This is a genomic window from Rhodococcus sp. IEGM 1408 (assembly GCF_033142235.1).
Lineage (GTDB): Bacteria > Actinomycetota > Actinomycetes > Mycobacteriales > Mycobacteriaceae > Dietzia.
This window is the reverse complement of record NZ_JAWLRW010000007.1, coordinates 1-19,360: the sequence shown is the minus strand read 5'-3', so window position 1 is coordinate 19,360 and position 19,360 is coordinate 1. Positions and strand designations below refer to the sequence as shown.

The following is a 19,360-nucleotide window of genomic DNA, read 5'->3' as shown; positions in this document are numbered from 1 at the left end:
GACGCAGGTGGTGCGGGGCGGTGGGTTCCCGGCTCAGGCGGTGACGATCATCCGCACCGGCGTCGGGTCGAAGCCGTTGCACGGGTTGTTGATCTGCGGGCAGTTGGAGACCAGGACGATCACGTCGCGGTCGGCGCGCAGCGCCAAGCGCTTCCCGGGCGCGGAGAGCCCGTCGACGATCCCGAGGGTGCCGTCGGCGTCCACGGGCACGTTCATGAAGAAGTTGACGTTGGGGACCAGGTCCCGCTTGCCCAGGCCGTGCCGGGCGCCCTCGCGGAGGAAGTTCTCCACGCACGCGTGCTGATGCCGGGTGTGGTGGCCGTACCGCAGGGTGTTGGACTCCTGGGAGCACGCGCCACCGAGGGTGTCGTGGTTGCCCACCTCATCGGCGGTGATGGTCACGAGGGGGTCGCCGGCGTCGTCCCGCAGGACACTCCCCTCGGTCAGGAAGATGGACCGCTGGGCGGCGACGGTCGCCGGGGCGCTGTAACGGCGGGCGGGGTCGTGCGCGTCGTAGAACAGGGTGTCGACGGCCTGGTTGCCCTCGAGGTCCACGATGGTCAGTGTCTGGCCCGCCAGCAGGACCCGGGACCAGGCGGCCCGGGCGGCGACGGTCTCGTCGGCGACCACGGCCCCGCCCGCGAGCGCGAGGTCGGCAGCGGCGGCGGTCCGGGGATCGGCGGTGGCGGTGGCGGTGGGGGTCGGGGGTGTCATGGGAGGTTCTCCTCAGGCGATCGGGGTGAGGGCGCGGTGGGCGGCCTCGGAGTTGGCGACGGCTCGGCGGTATTCGAGGTCCTGACCGACGCCGGGGAAGCCGTCCTGCACGAGGGCGTCCAGGTCGTCCGGGGCGCTCCACGCCAGGAGCTCCACCGTCCCGGCGTGGTACTCCGCCGACGGGTCCAGCGGATGGTCGGCGACCGCCACGGCCAGCACGACGGGCAGGTGGAGCACGAGGTCGACGGTCGCCCCCGCGCCCGCGGTCCCGGTGGAGACGAGCGCGCCGTCGTCACTGACCCGGACGCCGTGGAAGAAGGACACGGTGTGGGGTAGATCCCGCTCCCCCAGCCCGTGCTTGAGCCCGGCGAGCAGCAACAACTCCCGCCCGGCGGGCGTGTCGGACTCCGGCGCCCCGGCCCCGTACCGGGCGACGTTCCCGGCCAGGGTGGAGGCCCCGCACAGTGCGTCGTGGTGGCCGGAGGTGTCCGCGACGACCGTCGCCAGCACCCGACCCTGGTCCGACAGCAGCGGATGACCGGTCCCCAGGTAGGCCTGCCACGGAACCTTCACCGTGTCGACCGTGTTGAGGCGCTCCCAGGGGGCGTCGGCGCGCCACAGCATGAGCGAGGCGCACCCCGTACCGTCCCGGTCGGTGAGGCGGATCCGCGTGCCGCGGGCCAGGGCGATCGCGGTGTAGCGGCCGCCGGGAACGGACTCCGCCCACGTCAGACGGTCGGCCGGGACGTCCGCCGGCGGGTGGGGCCAGGCGGTCGCGGGAACGACGGGCATGGAGTCGGTGATCGCCCCGGCCTGGGCGCGCGCGTGCTCGCGGGCACCGGCGGTGGTGGACGTGCTCTCGGTGGCGGTGCTCTCGGTGGTGCTGGTCATGTCAGGTCACTCTCCGATCTGGACGGGCTTGGGATGGGTCTTGCCGCGGGGGAAGCACAGGACGCCCAGGCCCACGACGGCCACGACGGTCAGGACGCCCGCCCACCGGAGCCACGGGGCCTCGCCGGAGGGGTCGAAGATCTCGGCCCGCGGCCAGGCGAGGTTGATGGTCATGAGCAGGCCGTACGCCACCGCCAGCACGTTGACGGGAACCCCCCAGCGGCCGAGCGAGAACAGCTGCTTCCCCTCGGCGTCGGTGAGCCGGGGACCCCTCGGCCATCCCTGGAGCCGGCGCAGGAGCAGCGGCACGGTCACGCACAGGTAGGCGAGGTAGATGAGGATGATGCAGACCGAGGCGAGCGTGGCGAAGATCGCTGAGTTTCCCACGTTGACCAGCAGGATCGCCATGCAGGCCAGCCCGATCAGAACTGACGGAAGGATCGGGGTGCCGGTACGCGGGTGGACGCGGGAGAGCGCTGCCGAGAACGGGAGCCTGCCGTCGCGGGCCATGGAGAACATGAGCCTGGAGGCCGCGGTCTGGATGGCGAGGGTGCAGATGAAGATCGCCACCACGACGTCCGCCAGGAGCACCTTGCCCCAGAAGTTCCCGAGCACCGAGTTCAGCACGTACGGCAGGCCCTCGGTCGCCAGGCGGCCGTCGGTGAGGCTGGGCGCGGCCATGAGGGCGCCCAGGATCATCAGGCCACCGCCGATGGCGGAGACGGTCAGCGCCAGGCGGATGGTCCGGGGCGCGATGCGGCGGGGATTGACGGTCTCCTCCGCGAGTTCGCCCGCCGAGCCGAACCCCACCATGACGTAGGCCGCCATCAGCCCGGAGACCACCCACGCCCAGATGTACCCCGGCTGGTCCCCCATCCCCGCGGTGTCAAAGACGACCTGCGGCCCGCGGACCGCGTGGGTCAGCAGCGCCAGGACCACGGCGACCACGCCGACGATCTCGCACGTCACGCCGACGTTGTTGACGTAGGCCATCCACTTGACGCCGATCGAGTTGATCACCGTCGTGACGACGAGCAGCACCGAGCCCAGCAGGACGGCGTTGGCCGCGCCGGAGGAGGAGGTGAGGGCCGGGTCGTCCCCGATGATCTGGAAGCCGGACCAGATGCTCGGCAGCACGACCTGCAGGGCGATGGCCGCGGCCGAGGCGGTGACGATCTGCGCGAGGATCATGAACCAACCGCCGAACCACCCCACGACCTCCCCGCCCATCCGCCGGGACCACTGGTAGATCGCACCCGCGATCGGGTAGCGGGCCGCGAGCTCCGCGAAGCACAGCGCCACCAGGAACTGGCCGGCGAACACGATCGGCCAGGTCCAGAAGAAGGCCGGGCCACCGAAGCCGTAACCGAGGCCGAACAGCTGGAAGATCGTCGTGAGGATGGAGACGAACGAGAACCCGGCGGCGAACGAGGCGAAGGTGCCGAGACTGCGATGGAGCTGCTGTTCGTAGCCGAGGTCGGCGAGGTCGTCGTGATCGCCCCGACGTTCGGGAGCCGGGGTGGTGAGACCGGGGGATTCACTCATGTCCGGTGCTCCTCTCGAGACGGGGTCGGGGGACCCGGGTGCAGGACCTGTTCCTGTCTGTCGATAGTTTTCCGCGACCGTGTGACCTGCCGGTTGCGCTGTGTTTCCATCCGATTAACACCGGTTCACGCCGCTGCCCGGAGTTCCCGGGGTGCCTGCTGACGTGGTCGAATACCCCCATGGCACCGTTCGGCGACCCTCCCGACGAGCGCGCCCGCGCGTGGTCCGACGGGCTGCGGCGCGAGCTGGCCACGCGGGTCGGCACGGCGGTGGCGGACGCGGTGTGGGTGACCGGCTCGGTCGGTCGCGGGGAGGCCGTCCCCGGTAGCGACCTGGAATCCCTCGCCGTCGTCGACGATCCCGGCGACCGCACGGTGCGGCGCGCCGTCGCCTCCACCGACCTCTCCCCCGCGCCGTGGTTCGCCGAGACCTCCACTGCCTCGGCCGCCGATCCCCGCCTGGTCCGGACCCGCGCCGGGTGGTCGACCGCCGCCGACGACTGGGCCGGCGCCCCCGCCCGGGACCTGGGCGTGGTCCACCTGGGACTGCTCGCCGACGCCCGGCCCCTCGTCGACGGCCATGACCAGCCCGACCTGCTGCCCTGCCTGGCCGTCCAGTCGGTGCGAGCCCACCCCGCGGTGCTGGCCGACGTCCTGGCCGACGCGCTCTCGACCCGGGCGTCCGTGCCGTCCCGGTTCGCCCGCAACCTCCGCTCGGACCCCGTCGTCGACCTCAAGGCGTCGGTGCTCACCCCGGTCGTCAAACTCGCCCGCTGGGCCGCGCTCCGCGCCGGTGTCACCGCCACCGCCACCGACGCGCGCCTGGAGCTCGCCGCCGATCCGCGGATCCTGCCGGCGGACCGGTGGGACTCGCTGCGCGTGGCCGCCCGTGTCACCGCCCGCCTGCGGTGGGACGTCCGCCTCCGCGCCGGGTCCGAGGGCCCGGGAACCGACCTGTTCCCTCTCTCCACCCTCACCACGGCCGAGCGCGCCGGGCTCCGGTCCGCCGCACGCGAGATCGCCGGCGCGCAGCGCACCCTCGACTACCTCCGCTCGGCGGGCGAGCTCCGGGAGCCTGGGTGACCGCGGTGAGCCGGACGAGCCGCCACCCCGCCACCGCCACGATGCTCGCCGTCTCCGCACTGGAGGGATGGGAACCGGAGGGGGACGACGACGAGGTACTCGATCTCGTCGATCGGGGCGCCCCCGCCCGCGCGATCCGCCTCCGGGTCCTCCAGGGAGTAGCGCCGGACGCCGTGCGGCGGCCGCGGCCCGGTGCCCTGTCCCGCCGCCATCCCTACCTCATCCGCGGGACGCGGGTCCTCGAGAACAGTCTCGGCATCACGTCGGCGACAGCTCTCGGCCGGGCGGAGGCCCTCCTCGTCGTCGCCGCCGGGGCACGACTCCTGCGTGATCCCGCCCGCGCCCCCGCGACGGTGTCCGGTGTCCACGCGGCCCTGTTCGGGGACGTGTACGCCTGGGCCGGCCTGCCCCGGATCGTCGACCTCACCAAGCAGGGCTCCGCGTTCGTGAGCGCAGCCCACGTCCCGGCGCTGCTGGCTCCGCTCGAACGCCCCGCAGCCCTCGTCGCCGACGCGCTCGCCTCGGCCTCCGGCGCCACCACCCGCGTCACAACCCCTGCCACAACCCTCGCCACAACCCCCGCGACGACCGTCGCCCTGGCCCTGGCCGACTGGTACGCGCAGGTCAACCACGTCCACCCGTACCGAGAGGGGAACGGGCGCGCCGCCGCGGTCGCCGCCCTACTCGCCGCGCGCGCCCACGGGGTGGATCTCGACTTCACCCGGACCGATCGCGAGATGTGGGTCCAGGCCGCCGTCGCCTCCATGCCGTCGCCGCCCCGGCGCACCGTCGATACGACAGCCCATCGGTTCGAATTCCTCCGTGTCACAATGGGTCGGTTCGCCGCCGCGGACGGCAACTGACCTACGAGCGGTGATCGCCCGTCGCCGACCGCTGCCCACTGCCCGCTGCCCACTGCCCGCCGACCGCTGCCCGAAGGGAGCCCCGTGTCCTCACCCGGCCGCCCCCGACTCGTGGACCGGCGGCGTCCCGGGGCCACCCCGGCGGACGAGATCCTCGACGCAGCGGCGGAACTGTTCACCACCCGCGGGTACACGGCCACCTCCACCCGGGCCATCGCCGACGCGGTCGGGCTCCGCCAGGCCTCGCTCTACACACACTTCTCCACCAAGGCCGCGATCCTCGTCTCCCTGCTCGACACCACGGTGGCACCGACCCTCGACCACGCCCGTCACCTCGTCGAGGGGGACCGCGACCCGCGGGAGACCCTCCTGACGCTGGCGACGATCGATGTCGAGGGCCTCCTGGCCTCTCGCTGGAACATCGGGATGCTGTACGTGTTGCCCGAGGTGGCCGGGGCGGAGTTCGAGGGCTTCCGGGCCTCGCGCTCCGAACTCAGGGGGATCTACCGCCGCCTCGTCTCCCTCTGTCGCCCCGACCTCGATCCCGGCGACCAGGCCGTCGACCTACCGTTCCGGGTGGTCGAGTCGGTGATCGCGCACCGGCAGGACCACCCGGCAGGCGGCATCGACGCCGGGCGGTGGGCGACGGCCGCGACCCGTGCGATCGACATCGGTTGACCCGGACTGTCGTACCCGTGGGGCACCATGGCGCTGTGACCGAAACCCAGGCCTCCCCCGACTCCGACGGCGCCTTCCCGCTCGGTTCCCCACCCGGTTCTCCTGCCGTCTCCCCTGTGGTCGCCGAGGTCCGTCGCCTCCGTGGGTCCGATCCCCTCGGCCGCATCACCGTCATCGTCGCCTCCTTCGGCGCGACGAGGGACCTCGTGCGGGCGCTGGCGCTGGGCGGGGGCGCGGTCAACGTGGCGGTGCGGACGGCCGCCCAGGTGATCACCGAACTGTCCGGGCCGGCACTGGCCCCCCGCGCCGCGCTGCCGTTCCCCCTCCTCGAGGCTGCTGTCGAGAAGGCCCTCGACGCCGACCCGGGCGAGTTGCGCGCGGTCGCCTCCCAACCGGTCACCGCTCACGCGGTGGCCCAGGCCTGCCTGCGGCTCGGGGAGGTCGACGTGGGTTCGCTCTTCCCGCGGACGCCACTGCACTCGGAGGTCCTGCGCCTGTCGGAACAGGCTCACTCGATGACCGGCGCCGCGTACTACCCGCAGTTCGAGGCGGTGACGACGGCGCTGGAGAGGCTCGACGTGCTCGGCCGGATCGTCCTCGCGGCGCCACTGCGGGGGACCGAGGCCGAGCGCCGCCTGCGCGCCGCGTTGGACGCCCGCGGGGTCACCCCGGTCCCCGGGACGGGCGCCGACCACCTGGCCTCCGCCGCGGAACCGGACGGGAAGGGCGCCGTCACGGGGACCCACGTGTTGCACGCGTCGGACTCGGATGACGAGGTGCGAGCCGTGGTCCGCTTCGTCCGTTCACGCCTCGCGGCCGGGATCCCGGGTCACCGGATCGGCGTCTACTACCCGTCGCCGGATCCCTACCTGCGCCTGCTGCTCCGCGCGTTCGCGGAGTCGGGGATCACCGTCCACGCCCCCTCGATCACCACTCTGGGGCGGACCCCCGTCGGGCGGTCACTCATCCGACTCCTCGGGGTGGATGCGGACCTCATGTCCCGTGCCGAGCTGCTGTCGATCGTGGCCGAGGGGGTTGTGCTGATTCCGGACGACACGGGGACACCGGTCTCCTCCCGCCGCCTGGAGTTGCTCACCCGCACGGCGTTCCCGGTCATCGGTGGGAGCGACTGGGACCGACTGGCGGAGGAACTGCTCGCCGAACCGGAATCGTCGGAGGGGGCCGGGTCCGGCGGGCGTCGGCTCACCGACTCCGAGCGATCCGCCGGTGCCGCTCTCCTACGCCTGATCGGCAAGGTCCGCGCCGGCTCGCGCGCGCTCGGCTCCGCCCACACGTGGTCCGACGTCGTGGCCGCCGTGGACACGCTGCTCACCTCGCTGTTCCGGCAGAGCCCCGACCGGGCCGCCGTGCAGGCCGCGGTGCACGCACTGACCGACCTGGACACCATCTCCCCCGTGATCACCCGCGAGCGGATCGTCGGTGCCGTGGCCACGCGGTTGGACTCGATCGGCGACAGGATCGGCGACGAAGGCGCAGGCGTGGCACTGGGACCGATCGACGACGCGGTCGGGAGAGACCTCGACACGGTGTGCGTCGTGGGAATGGCCGAGGGATTGCTCCCCGTCCTACACCGGCCCGACCCGCTGCTGCCCGAGGGCGCGGTCGAGCTCCCCGCCGACCAGCTCGACGAGCGGTACCGGGTTCTCCAGCTCGCGCTCTCCGCCGGCTCGGCCCGCACACTGTGCACCTTTCCCCGCGGGTCCATGCGCGGCGGCGGGAACCGCATCCCGTCTCGTTGGCTGCTGCCCACGCTGTCACACCTCGCCGGCACGAAGGTCCACGCCACCGAGTGGCAGCAGAACGTGGCGGGCTGCCCGTCCGTCACCGCGGTCCCGTCGTTCGTCGACGGCGTCCTCTCCCCGCCGGCCGAGCTCGGTTCCGACCCGGCGACAGCGGCCGAGCTGCGCATCCGCGCACTCGCGGCGGACGAGTGGCGGGTCGGGGCCAGGGCACCGGCGTTGCTCGCCCGGGCCCACGAGATGCGACGAGACCGCAGGAAGGGCCTGTTCTCTCGCTTCACCGGCAACGTGTCCACGGTGAGAGACCTGCTGACCGTCTTCGACCATCCCGTCTCGCCGACCCGGCTCGAGGACTGGGCCCAGAGCCCCTACCTCTTCTTCCTCGGCACCGTGCTCCGGGTCCGCCCTCTCGACGACCCCGCGGCGCACATCGAGATGGATCTACGGGACTACGGCGATCTGGTCCACGCGATCCTGCAGCGCTACGTCTCCGCTCGCCTCGAGCGCGGGGGCGACCCCGACCGCGAGCTGCTCATGGAGGCACTCCAACAGGAATGCGAGGACGCGGTCAACGCCGCCCCCGGGTTGCTCACCCCGCTGTGGCGCCGTCGGCAGATCCTCCTGGCCGCGGAGCTGGGCCGCTGGTTCGACGAGGACAGCGCCGACGCCGACAACGGGTGGCAGCCCACCGCGACCGAACTCGCATTCGGGCGCGCGGCGCCGGACGCCCCGGTGACCGAGGTCCCGTTCGAGGTCGCCACCTCTCGCGGCCCTCGGACCCTTCTCCTGGCCGGGTCGATCGACCGGCTCGACGTCCGTGGCGGTACGCAGCGCGTCACGGACTACAAGACGGGGGCCCCGCCCAAGGCGGAGGAACGCCCGAGCGAGGACGACCCCACGATGACCGGTACCCGGTTCCAGCTGCCGCTCTACGCCGCGGCTGCCGCCACCGCCCGAGCCCAGCCGGTGAGCGAGGTGCGGTACTGGTACTGCACCGAGCGCGGGAAGTTCGAACAGATCTCCCTGGCGGTCACCGACACCCTCATGGACCGCGTCCGCACGGATGTCGGGAACCTTGTCGACGCCCTCCAGAGCGGATGGTTCCCACTCAAGGGCGGCCGCGGGTCCTCCAGGGACCTGGCCGATCTCCTCGGAGGCGCGGATCTGGACCGCACCTGGGAGAGCCTGTCCAGGCGAGAACCCCTGCTCTCCCACCCCGCGTTCGCGGGCATCGTCGCCGATGACCAGACCGACTCCGGATCGGAATCCAGTTCATGACCTTGCTCCAGGACCATCCCGCGCGCCACCGCGTCCACAACGACACCGCCGCCCTTCTGTTCGTCGAGGCCGGAGCAGGAACGGGTAAGACCCATGCCCTGGTCCAGCGGCTCAGTGCCCTGCTGCTCACCGACCGCGTACCCGTCGACCAGATCGCCGCGATCACCTTCACCGAGAAGGCGGCCGCAGAACTGCGTGACCGGCTCCGCATGCATCTCGTGAGTGAACGAGACAAGGGAGACACACTCGCGGATGTCGCGCTCGCCGGCCTCGATACCGCAGCAATCGGCACCTTGCACTCGTTCGCTCTTCGGCTGCTCTCGGAGAACCCGCTCGAGGCCGGGATCCCGCCGCGGGTGACCGCCCAGCAGGACACCGCCGAGGCGACAGCCGTCAACGCCTTGTGGCAGGAATGTGCGACCGTCCTGTTCGGAACGGATCACGAGGGTTCACGCGCCGGCAACCTCGCTCGAGCGGTCGACGACATGCTCGACGCCGGAGTGGGCACGCTCGCGTTCCGCGACATGGTGGAGGCGCTCCACCGCGACTGGGACCGCCTCCCCACCGAGCCCCTGTACTCCGGCGGGTCGCCGAACGGCGAACTCCCGACGTCGCCCGACCTGGCCGAGGTGGCCGCCGCGGTCGGATCGATCGTGGCCTGGCGCGACTCCTGCCAGGACGAGACCGACCTCCTCTACGCCACCATCGGCGAGCACGAGGAGTGGCTGGCGAACCTGCACGCGGCCGCCACGGATCCGACCGCCTCACCCAGCTGGGTCGAACTCCTGGCCAAGCCCGTCAAGACCGGCCGCGGAGGGAAGGGGGCGAACTGGGGAGGCGCCGACGCCGTCAAGGGCATCAAAGAAGAGATCAAGGCGTTGGAACCGCTCTGCAAGGAAGTCCTCGCCACGCACTGGCGTCCCCGCATCGCCATCGTTCTCGACGCCCTCATCCCGGTGGTCCTCAGGCACGCAGACGATCGACGCCGGCACGGCACACTGCAATTCCATGACCAGCTCGTCCTGGCGCGTGAGTTGCTGCAGAACCGGTCGGTCCGAGATCGCGTCCGGGTCCAGTACACACGGATCCTCATCGACGAGTTCCAGGACACCGACCCCATTCAGCTCGACCTCGCGACGCTCCTCACCAGTGACGAGTCAGGCGACGGCCCCGAGTCGGGGCGGCTCTTCACCGTCGGCGACCCCAAGCAGTCCATCTACCGTTTCCGGCGGGCCGACATCTCCACCTACCTGCGCGCGCAGAGTGGGAACGGGGTCGAGGTCGAGCGGCTGAGCACGAACTTCCGCTGTTCCCGGGCAGTGCTCGACTGGGTCAACTCCGTGTTCTCCGAGGTGCTCCTCGCTGCAGAGGGTGTGCAGCCCGCATACCAGGATCTCGAGCCGGGGCCCGGCCGACCGGTACATGACTCCGCACACGGACCCCGGCCGTTTGTGTTCCGCACCGAGGACGTACCCGATCACTGCCCGCGACACGCGACTGAAGATGACAAGCGTCACTGGACCGAAGCCTCTGACGTCGCGCGGGTGATCGCCACCGCGATCCGAGAGGAGTGGACGCACGAGTCGAAGAACGGTGAACAGACCCCCCTCCGGCTCGGTGACATCGCCATCCTTCTCCCCTCCCGTGGGTCGCTGCCCATGATCGAGAAATGCCTCGACCACGCCGGGATCGATTTCCGGACCGAGGCCTCGTCGATCGTCTACGGCACCCCCGAGATCCGCGATCTACTCCTCGCCGTCCGGGCCGTGGCCAACACAGCCGACGAGGCCTCGCTCGTCGGTGCGCTCCGCTCCCCGCTTTTCGGCTGCGGCGACGACGACCTGCTCCGCTGGCGCTCCGCCGGTGGCACGTGGGCGAGCGGCGCCCCCGCCCCCGAGGGTCTGTCCGACTCCCCGGTCGCCGAGGGGATCAGGTATCTCTCCGCCCTCGGCCGCGGCACCCGGCGACCGGGTGAACTGCTGGAGACGCTCGTGCACGATCGCATGGTCTTCGAGTCGGTTGCCGAGTCCCCGCGCCGCCGCGATCTGTGGCGACGCATCCGCTTCGTCACCGAACACGCCTGGCAGTGGGAGGAGTCTGCCGCCGACCCCGCCCGCGCCGACCTGCGGGAGTACGCCGACTGGGCACTGTCCCTGACCGCTGAAGATGCCCGGGTCCCGGAGGCCGCCATCCCCGAGATCGGCGTAGACGCTGTCCGGATCACCACCATCCATGCCTCCAAGGGTCTCGAGTACCCGATGGTCGTTATCGCCGGGATGAGCCGTAAATGGCCTGCGGACCGAGAGCGACTTCTCTGGACCGACGACGAGCAGCCTCGTCCGGCGGCCTCGTTCTCCCCGAAGGTGCGCGATCCGAGATTCAACAGGGCCGCAGAACGCGAAGCGGAGCACTCCCTGGCCGAACGGATTCGACTGCTGTACGTGGCCACCACCCGCGCCGAGAGCCGACTCGCGGTCTCGGGTCACGGGTACGTTCTCACCAAGGCGACCAAACCTCAGCCGAAAAAGCTGTGGGGTTCTCTCCTCGGCTCGGTGATGGAAGAGCCCGACTCACCACCACTCGTGCCCTACGGGGAGGATCTGCTCCGTCCCGCCGATGCGCCCGACGTCGACGTTCCGGATGAGCACGACTGGCTCGACCGCAGTGAGGCGATCTCCGCCCGCTCCGCCGAGCGGGCCGGCTGGTCGGCCACCCGGATCGTCCACCCGGCAGCTGCCGCTGCCGGAGACTCCGCTGCCGCTCTCGACACGTCCGAGGCGACCGAATCCGAGCCCGCCGAAGAGAGGCCCCCACTTCCCGAGCAACTGGCCGCCGCACTCCGGGATCGCTTCGCCCCCGCTCCTGCACGTCAGGAGGAGGTGCCACCTGCTCCCCGCCGCGTTCCACTGGCTTCCGGCCCGGACGTGGGCACCGCCGTGCATCACCTCGCCGAGCACACCGATCTCGCCGTTCTCGCCTCGGCCGACGGCCGGTCCGCCACCGGCGACGACTCCACCGCTGCCGCAGACTGGGAGCGGTGGGCCGCAGGTCAGCTCACCGCCCTCGGACTCAGCGGTGGGCTCCGCAGCACGCGGACCCCCGAGGCTGTCGCCGAGATGGTCGCCGTAGCCCGCACCGCCCTCACCTCAGAACCCGTCCGGAGGGCTGCGGCGCGGCCCCACTGGGCGGAGTTGCCGGTCGCGGGTCCACTGTCCACCGCCGACGGGAGGGTGGTCGCGGTGGACGGGGTGGTCGACCTCGTCGTGGACGAGCCCGACGGCTCCCTGTCGATCGTCGACTACAAGACCGACGTCAGCGTCACCACCACGACCATCGACGAGTACCTGCTCCAGCTGTGCGCCTACGCCGAACTCCTCGGCGCCACCACGGGCCGGAGGGTATCGCGGATCGAGCTGGTGTTCTGCCGCGGCGGCCGCGCCACGGTGGTGGGACGGGACCTCGGCTGAGGGTGGTGGCCCGGGCCCGGTCCCCGGTGACGGCGAGCGGATGTGACCGATCTCTCCGCCCCTTACCAGGCGCCTGACCAGCACTATCGCTCATCGCTGCCATTCCTCAGGTGACTGCAAATGACTCCGGCGGAGTCCCTACGTAGTGTCCGGAGTCATGGACTACCGTCTGACGCTCGAGAAGCAGGAGTGGAACCAGTCCACCCCTGCGGCTTTCGCAGTGGGCGACCCGGACGAGAACCTACCCGGCGCCGACTCATCGCTCGGGAAGAGCGACGCCACACCCGCCGCCGTCTTCCCGGCGCCGCTGACCACCCTCGCGGCCGCGGCGATAGGTGGGCTGATCGGCCTGGCGATGGTCTACGGGGTCGCGGCGCGGCTGGCCGACACACTCGTCGGGGTGAGCGTGATCGTCCTGGTGTTCGCCATGACGATGGCCGGCCCCCGGGTCCACGCGGCGGCGCGGACCGAGACGGGTCGCATCCTCGCCGTGATCCTCGAGGCTATCGCCTTCGGCGGCGCGGTCGGCGCCCTCATCGTCCTGATCTGAGCCGGGCCCCCAGCTCGTCCACCAGGGAATCCTCGAGGCCGGCGCCTTCCACCAGGTAGCGACGTGCGTCGCCGAACTCCTTGGTCATCGCGTCCAGCGAGCGCCGGATATTGCTCTCCTCGACGCCGATGAGGACGTCGATCGCGTCGAACTGATCGGGCATCTCGGCCCGGACGTAGGTCCTGATGGCAGTGACGAAGTCCACCGACATCTCACGCGTGAGCAGGTAGTCGGCGATCACGTCCTCCTCCCGTACCCCGGCGAGCATCTGGAGTAGGGCGGAGATCCACCCCGTCCGGTCCTTTCCCGCGGTGCAGTGGACGATCGCCGGCCCGGACGACAGGGCCACGGCGTGCACCGCGCGCCCGAACGCCACTCTCTCCTGGTCGCCGAGGACAAACCGGTCGTAGGTCGTCGCCATCTCACGGCGCGCATCCTCGACGCTGAACGTCCCGGCCCCGGTCAAGGCGGCGGCCGAGGAATTGCCGGCGAGCACGTCGATGGCGAGGTACTCGGCGCCGGCCGGGATCATGTCGGGTTCTTTGGTGATCTCGGCCTCGGTCCGCAGGTCCACGATGGTGCTCACCCCCAGACGCTCGAGAACCCCGAGGTCCTCCTCCCCCACCGTCAGGGTCGTGGAACGGTAGACCAGGCCGCGGGACATGGTCCCCGAGGGGTGGATGGCGTATCCGGGTCCGGCGACATCACGGAAGTTGTGAATGGTGGTGAGTCGGACGTCGCTCACCACCATCCCGAGCTCCTCCACGACATCGTCGGCTTCCAGATCCTCGTCGACCCCGGCGTCTGCACCTGCCTCCGCGTTCATCCCGCATCTCCTCAGTTCCCCGCCCGCCCCTGTGACGCGCCGACCTCACGTTCCTACAGGAACGCAGGTGAACCCGTCACCCGGGCCCGCGCGCCCACAGGGTCCCCACGCGGGGACGTTCGCGCGGAACGTTGTTGACGTCCGGGGAGGGCACACTCCGGGGCCGCCATTTCGCCGTCATGACCGCGTCAGTTGTCCTAACCTCCGCTACATGACACGTGTTAGTTTCAACCCCGGCCACGAGATGCAGCACCAGACGTTCGGCGAGATCCTGTTGGAGCGCTCCGCCGACGACCACCCGGGTCTGCTCTTCGAGGACGCAGCCTGGACTTGGCGCGAGTTCGTGGCGGAGTCCGCGGTACGCGCGGAAATCCTCACGGTCCTGGCGGCCGAGCACTCGGCCCACTTCTCGGACCGGCCCGAGCGGTTCCGGCGCCTGCACGTGGGCGTCCTGCTCGAGAACGTCCCGGACTACCTGTTCGTCCTGTGCGGGGCGGCACTGGCGGGTGTGACCGTCATCGGCGTCAACCCCACCCGACGTGGGTCGGAACTCGCCTCCGACATCCGGGGCGTGGACTGCGACGTGATCCTCACCGACACCGCCGGGCGGGCCCTGCTGGACGCTGCGCAGGCCGACGGCGGTGACCCGGGTGTCGCTGCCGTGTACGACATCGACTCCCCCGACTGGCAGGGTCTGCTCGACCGACACGCTGGCGCCTCGCCCGCTCTGGCCGACGACGCCCGAGACCCCCACACGCTCCTGGCGCTGCTGTTCACGTCCGGCTCGACCGGCGCGCCCAAGGCCGTCATGTGTTCCACCGGACGCATGGCGATGCTCGGCACGATCAACTACCGCGGGCTCGTGCGGGAAGACGTCGCGTACAGCGCGATGCCGCTCTTCCACGGCAACGCGCTGTTCGCCGCCTTCGCCCCGGCGGCGTATATCGGGTGCAGCTTCGCCATGCGTCGCAAGTTCTCGGCGTCGGGTTTCCTCCCCGACGTCCTGCGCTTCGACGCCACTTACGTCAACTACGTGGGTCGCTCGCTCTCGTACATCCTCGCCCAGCCCGAGCGCCCCGAGGAAAGCCGGACCAGGCTGCGGATCGTCTTCGGCACCGAGGCCTCGACCCACGACCGCGCCGAGTTCGCCCGCCGCTTCGGCGTCGAACCGCTCGAGTCCTACGGCAGCAGTGAGGGCGGCGTGGTGATCAGCCACACCGAGGACACCCCGCCGGGCGCGCTCGGGGTGGCCGGCGCCCACATGCAGGTGACGATCCTCGACGACAGCGGCCGGGAGTGCCCGACCGCCGAGTTCGACGCCGACGGAGGGTTGGTCAACGCCGGCGAGGCGATCGGTGAGATCTGCAACCTGACCGGCGCGGCGATGTTCGAGGGCTACTACCGCAACCCCGCGGCCACGGCCGAGCGCAACATCGGCGAGGTCTACCACTCCGGCGACCTGGGTTACCAGGACGCCGACGGCTTCTTCTACTTCGCGGGCCGCTCGGGCGACAAGATCCGCGTGGACAGCGAGAACTTCTCCGCCGGCCCGGTCGAGCGCATCCTCGACCGCTTCCCCGGGGTGCTCGTGGTAGCCGTCTACCCGGTGCCCGATCCACGCACCGGCGACCAGGTGATGGCGGCCATCCAACTCGAGCCGGGCGCCACTTTCGACCCGGTGGAGTTCGGCCAGTTCTGCCGCTCGCAGCCGGACATGGGTACCAAGTGGACCCCGCGCTTCGTGCGGATCATGGAGACCATGCCGGTCACCGCCACCCGCAAGATCGCCAAGCCGAGCCTGCGGCGCCAGTCGTGGATCGAGCCGGGACAGGTGTACGCCCGCGGGGGCGCCGCGTTGGTGGGAGGGAAGGACGACGACGAGTTCCTGCCCCTGACCATCGAGGTCCGCGACGAGCTCCTCGCGAACTACCGACTGCACGGGCGGCAACCAGCCGGGGTGTGATCAGGAGCCGGCGGCGGCCGTGATCAGGCGGCGACCCCGGCCGGGTGCGCTCAGTGCAGGACGCGCAGCTGGAACGGGTAGTTGATCGTCCGGCCCTTGGTCGCCCGCAAGGTCCCGATGATGTGGCCGACGATCTGGGCGATGAACGAGACGGCCAGCAGGACCAGGCCGACCGGGATGCCGATGAACGTGAAGATGCAGATCCAACCGACGATGCTCATGATCCACAGGCCGAGGTTGAAGTTGAACGAGCCCGCGGCGGCCTGGCGGACAAACGGGCTGCGGTCCTTGTAGATCAGCCACATCACGAGTGGTCCGACGAAGGACAGCCAGCCGGCCGACAACACCATCGCGATCAGGCTGGAGGCGTGCGCGAGGGCTGCGAGAGTGCGGTCGTCGGGCCCGACGGTCGCGGGCTGGTTGCCGAACGGCTGATTTCCTGGAGCGGAGCCGCCGTACTGCTGGAATCCGGGCTGCTGGGTCATGTCCCCAGTGTCCACCTCTCGCAGCGCATCGGCATCAGGGAAGTCCCCGGTTTCCGCCATTCTGCCGCCGCCCGGTCCCATCCGCCTCTGAGCCCGACTACCGGGAGATTCACACGCGTGTCACATGCCGCGCCTACCCTGGCGCGCATGACGGACTCAACCCGGTCAGATTCAACCCGGTCAGATTCAACCCAAGCAGATCCGCTCGAGCGGGCGGTCGCACCGCTGCGTGACGACGTCCGTTTCCTCGGCGCCCTGCTGGGCGACACCGTGCGCGAGCAAGCGGGCGAGAAGATCTTCGACCTCGTGGAGACCGCCCGCCGCACCGCGTTCGCGGTCCGCCGCTCGCAGGCCGACCGCGACGAGGTGGTGGCCCTGTTCACCGACGTCAGTGCGCGGGAGATCATCCCCGTCATCCGCGCGTTCTCGCTGTTCGCGCTGCTCGCCAACGTGGCCGAGGACCTGCACCAGGAGCGCCGTCGCAGAATCCACACCGCCGCGGGCGAGTCTCCGCCGGACGGCGACCTCGGGTCCACCTGGTCACGGCTGGACGGTGCCGATCTCGCGCCCGACAAGCTCGAGGCGGTCCGCGCCACCGCCCGCGTGTCACCGGTGCTCACCGCGCATCCCACGGAGACGCGTCGTCGCACGGTCTTCGAGGTCACGCGCCGCGTCCACGCCCTCATGCGCCGCCGCGACGCCCTGCGCACCGGACCCCAGGACCCGGTGGTAGAGGCCGAGACAGCCCAGATCGAGGTCGACATCCGGCAGCAGGTGCTCACCCTGTGGCAGACGGCGATCATCCGCAGCGAACGCCCGCGCATCGAGGACGAGGTCCTGAGCGGGTTGCAGTACCACGAGGCCACGCTGCTGGACGTGATCCCTCCGCTCAACGCCGAGATCGCCGAGCGGCTCGGGACCGGCGACCGCGCGGTGGTCCGCCCCGGGTCGTGGATCGGCGGCGACCGCGACGGCAACCCCTACGTCACCGGCGACGTGGTGCGCTTCGCCACCGAACGCGCGGCCGAGCTCGTCCACCGGCACTACGCGGAGCAGCTCCGGAAGCTCGAGCGGGAACTGTCCCTGTCGGCCCGGGTCGTCCCCGTACCGGACGAGCTGTACGAACTGGCCGACTCGCTTCCCGAGGTCCGCGACGAGATCACCGCCACCCGCGAGGACGTGCCCTTCCGCCGCGCCGTGCGGGTGGTCCGCCGTCGGCTCGCCGCGCGGTCGATCTCCTCGTCGTCGTCGCCGTCGGGTACGTCCCCCGCGATCGGGCGAGACGACGACGAGCCGTACCGCTCCCCGGCGGAGATGCTGGCCGATCTGGACACGATCGATGCCGCGTTGTCCGCCTGCGGGTCGGACCTGCTGCGCGAGCCGCGGCTGCGGGACCTCCGGTGGGCGCTGCGCTCGTTCGGGTTCCACCTGCAGGCCCTGGACATGCGGCAGAACTCGGAATCGCACGAGGAGGTGCTCACCGAGCTGTTCGCGCTGGCCGGGGTGAGCCGGGACTATTCGGCGCTGGACGAGGACGCCCGCGTCGAGCTGCTGCTGCGCGAGCTCTCCCACGATCGCCCACTGCTCGGCCCGCGGGCTGAGCTGTCCGAGCTGGCGGCCAAGGAACTCGGCGTGATGCGGGCCGCCGCTGCGGCGGTAGACCTGCTGGGGCCGGAGGTGGTGCCGCACTACATCGTCTCCATGTGCGGGTCGGTGTCCGACCTGTTGGAGCCGGCGGTGCTCCTGCGCGAGGTGGGCCTGTTCTCCGGCGACCCGGAGGAGCCGCGGTCGAGCGTGCGGCTGATCCCGCTGCTGGAGACGATCGACGACCTCGCGGCGGGGCCCGGGATCCTCGACGCCGCACTGGCACTGCCGCAGTTCCGGGCACTGATCCGCGCGCAGGGCGATGTACTGGAGGTGATGCTCGGCTACTCGGACTCCAACAAGGACGGCGGGTACCTGGCGGCCAACTGGGCGCTCTACCAGGCCGAACGCGACCTCGTCGACGCCGCCGACCGCGCCGGAGTGCACCTGCGCTACTTCCACGGCCGGGGCGGCGCGGTGGGCCGGGGCGGTGGCAACTCCTACGACGCGATCCTCGCCCAGCCGCCCGGTGCGGTGCAGGGTGCGCTGCGGATCACCGAGCAGGGAGAGGTCATCTCCGCCAAGTACTCCGAACCGCACCGCGCCCGCCGCAACCTCGAGGCACTGGTGGCCGCCACGCTCGAGGCCTCCCTGCTCGACGTCGAGGGCCTCGGCGACCGGGCGGCGGACGCATACGAGGTGATGACCGAACTCGCGAGGCTGGGACGCGAGGCGTACGCGTCGCTGGTCCATCACGACCAAGGGTTCATCGAGTACTTCACGTCCTCGACCCCACTCAGCGAGATCGGCGAGCTCAACATCGGCTCCCGCCCGGCCTCGCGCAAACAGACCTCGACCGTCGACGACCTGCGGGCGATCCCGTGGGTGCTGTCATGGTCGCAGTCGCGGGTCATGCTGCCGGGTTGGTTCGGCGTCGGCACTGCCCTGCGACGTTGGATCGACGGCGAGAACGGCGGCCTTGGGGAGATCGGGGGCGAACCGGAGAGCCAGGCGAGCGCCGACGAGCGGATGGCCACCCTGCGGCGCCTCTACGGCGATTGGCCGTTCCTGCGCACGACCCTGTCCAACATGGCGCAGGTGATGGCCAAGGCGGACATGGGTCTGGCCGGCCGCTACGCCGAGCTCGTCCCGGACGGCGAGGTGGGCCGGCGGATCCACGGGATCATCTCCGACGAGTTCGACCTCACCTGCGAGATGCTGCTGGCCGTGACCGGGTACGAGACGCTGCTCGACGACAACCCGGCGCTGGCCAGGTCCGTCCGCAACCGCTTCCCGTACCTCGAGCCGCTCAATGTCCTGCAGGTCGAGTTGCTGCGGCGCTACCGCGGAGGCGACGAGGACCCGGCCGTACGCACCGGCATCCAGCTGACCATGAACGGACTGGCCACGGCGCTGCGCAACTCCGGCTGACCACCCACGTTCCAGGCCGCTGTGCGGCCGACTGTTACGAGATCGAGCGGGTCGCGCGGGTGGCCTCCCCCGGCCTCGCCACCGCAGCGTGCTCATCGGACCGCATGCGGCGGCTATCGACTTGGTGGGTGATCGTTGACGGGCGCCCCAGTCATACTCGCGCCTTGTGAAATGACGGAGAGCCCCCGGTCGCCGGTGAGGGCGATCGGGGGCTCTTCGTGGTTTTCAAGTTGTGTTCGGCGG

Annotated in this window: 13 protein-coding genes; 8 read left to right on the top strand and 5 right to left on the bottom strand. The window is 71.0% G+C overall.

Translation table 11 applies throughout. The features are described 5' to 3' along the window. Positions 1-33: 33 nt before the first annotated feature. From R4P08_RS11995 to R4P08_RS11985, 3 genes are read right to left on the bottom strand one after another with little or no spacing between them, the layout of a single operon-like run. The gene (locus tag R4P08_RS11995) at positions 34-714 is read right to left on the bottom strand and encodes an urea amidolyase associated protein UAAP2 (protein WP_317814104.1); all 681 of its coding nucleotides are present in this window, start codon (positions 712-714) and stop codon (positions 34-36) included. A gap of 12 nt (positions 715-726) precedes the next feature. Then, positions 727-1,605, bottom strand: coding sequence for an urea amidolyase associated protein UAAP1 (locus R4P08_RS11990; protein WP_317814103.1), 879 nt, complete (start codon positions 1,603-1,605; stop codon positions 727-729). 6 nt (positions 1,606-1,611) lie between these two features. Beyond that, complete coding sequence (locus R4P08_RS11985) at positions 1,612-3,150, bottom strand: amino acid permease (protein ID WP_317814102.1); 1,539 nt, start codon at positions 3,148-3,150, stop codon at positions 1,612-1,614. Positions 3,151-3,329: 179 nt separating this feature from the next. On the opposite strand from R4P08_RS11985, the gene R4P08_RS11980 reads away from it, so the two are divergent. The 6 genes from R4P08_RS11980 (at position 3,330) to R4P08_RS11955 (ending at position 12,828) form a co-directional block, all read left to right on the top strand. Further along, positions 3,330-4,232, top strand: a complete 903-nt coding sequence (locus tag R4P08_RS11980) for a putative nucleotidyltransferase substrate binding domain-containing protein (RefSeq protein ID WP_317814101.1) — start codon at positions 3,330-3,332, stop codon at positions 4,230-4,232. Further along, positions 4,229-5,095 (top strand): Fic family protein, encoded by an 867-nt coding sequence (locus R4P08_RS11975; RefSeq protein ID WP_317814100.1) that lies wholly within the window; start codon positions 4,229-4,231, stop codon positions 5,093-5,095. The genes R4P08_RS11980 and R4P08_RS11975 overlap by 4 nt, the downstream gene beginning before the upstream one ends. 84 nt (positions 5,096-5,179) lie before the next feature. Beyond that, positions 5,180-5,773, top strand: coding sequence for a helix-turn-helix domain-containing protein (locus tag R4P08_RS11970; RefSeq protein WP_317814099.1), 594 nt, complete (start codon positions 5,180-5,182; stop codon positions 5,771-5,773). A 35-nt stretch (positions 5,774-5,808) separates the two neighbouring features. Beyond that, positions 5,809-8,811 (top strand): PD-(D/E)XK nuclease family protein, encoded by a 3,003-nt coding sequence (locus R4P08_RS11965; RefSeq protein ID WP_317814098.1) that lies wholly within the window; start codon positions 5,809-5,811, stop codon positions 8,809-8,811. Then, the gene (locus tag R4P08_RS11960; protein ID WP_317814097.1) at positions 8,808-12,278 is read left to right on the top strand and encodes a UvrD-helicase domain-containing protein; all 3,471 of its coding nucleotides are present in this window, start codon (positions 8,808-8,810) and stop codon (positions 12,276-12,278) included. The genes R4P08_RS11965 and R4P08_RS11960 overlap by 4 nt, the downstream gene beginning before the upstream one ends. Positions 12,279-12,435: 157 nt before the next feature. Further along, positions 12,436-12,828, top strand: coding sequence for a hypothetical protein (locus R4P08_RS11955; RefSeq protein ID WP_317814096.1), 393 nt, complete (start codon positions 12,436-12,438; stop codon positions 12,826-12,828). On the opposite strand, the gene R4P08_RS11950 is transcribed toward R4P08_RS11955, so the two are convergent. Beyond that, complete coding sequence (locus tag R4P08_RS11950; RefSeq protein ID WP_317814095.1) at positions 12,812-13,654, bottom strand: tyrosine-protein phosphatase; 843 nt, start codon at positions 13,652-13,654, stop codon at positions 12,812-12,814. The genes R4P08_RS11955 and R4P08_RS11950 overlap by 17 nt on opposite strands. A 211-nt stretch (positions 13,655-13,865) precedes the next feature. Here R4P08_RS11950 and R4P08_RS11945 point away from each other — a divergent pair, with 211 nt between their 5' ends. Continuing rightward, complete coding sequence (locus R4P08_RS11945; protein WP_317814094.1) at positions 13,866-15,617, top strand: AMP-binding protein; 1,752 nt, start codon at positions 13,866-13,868, stop codon at positions 15,615-15,617. Positions 15,618-15,667: 50 nt separating this feature from the next. Here R4P08_RS11945 and R4P08_RS11940 read toward each other — a convergent pair whose 3' ends face one another. Next, a complete protein-coding gene (locus R4P08_RS11940; protein ID WP_317814093.1) occupies positions 15,668-16,102 on the bottom strand; it encodes a DUF4870 domain-containing protein in 435 nt (144 codons plus the stop codon). 147 nt (positions 16,103-16,249) lie between these two features. Here R4P08_RS11940 and ppc point away from each other — a divergent pair, with 147 nt between their 5' ends. Further along, positions 16,250-19,117 (top strand): phosphoenolpyruvate carboxylase, encoded by a 2,868-nt coding sequence (ppc, locus tag R4P08_RS11935; protein WP_317814092.1) that lies wholly within the window; start codon positions 16,250-16,252, stop codon positions 19,115-19,117. The last annotated feature ends 243 nt before the right edge of the window (positions 19,118-19,360 follow it).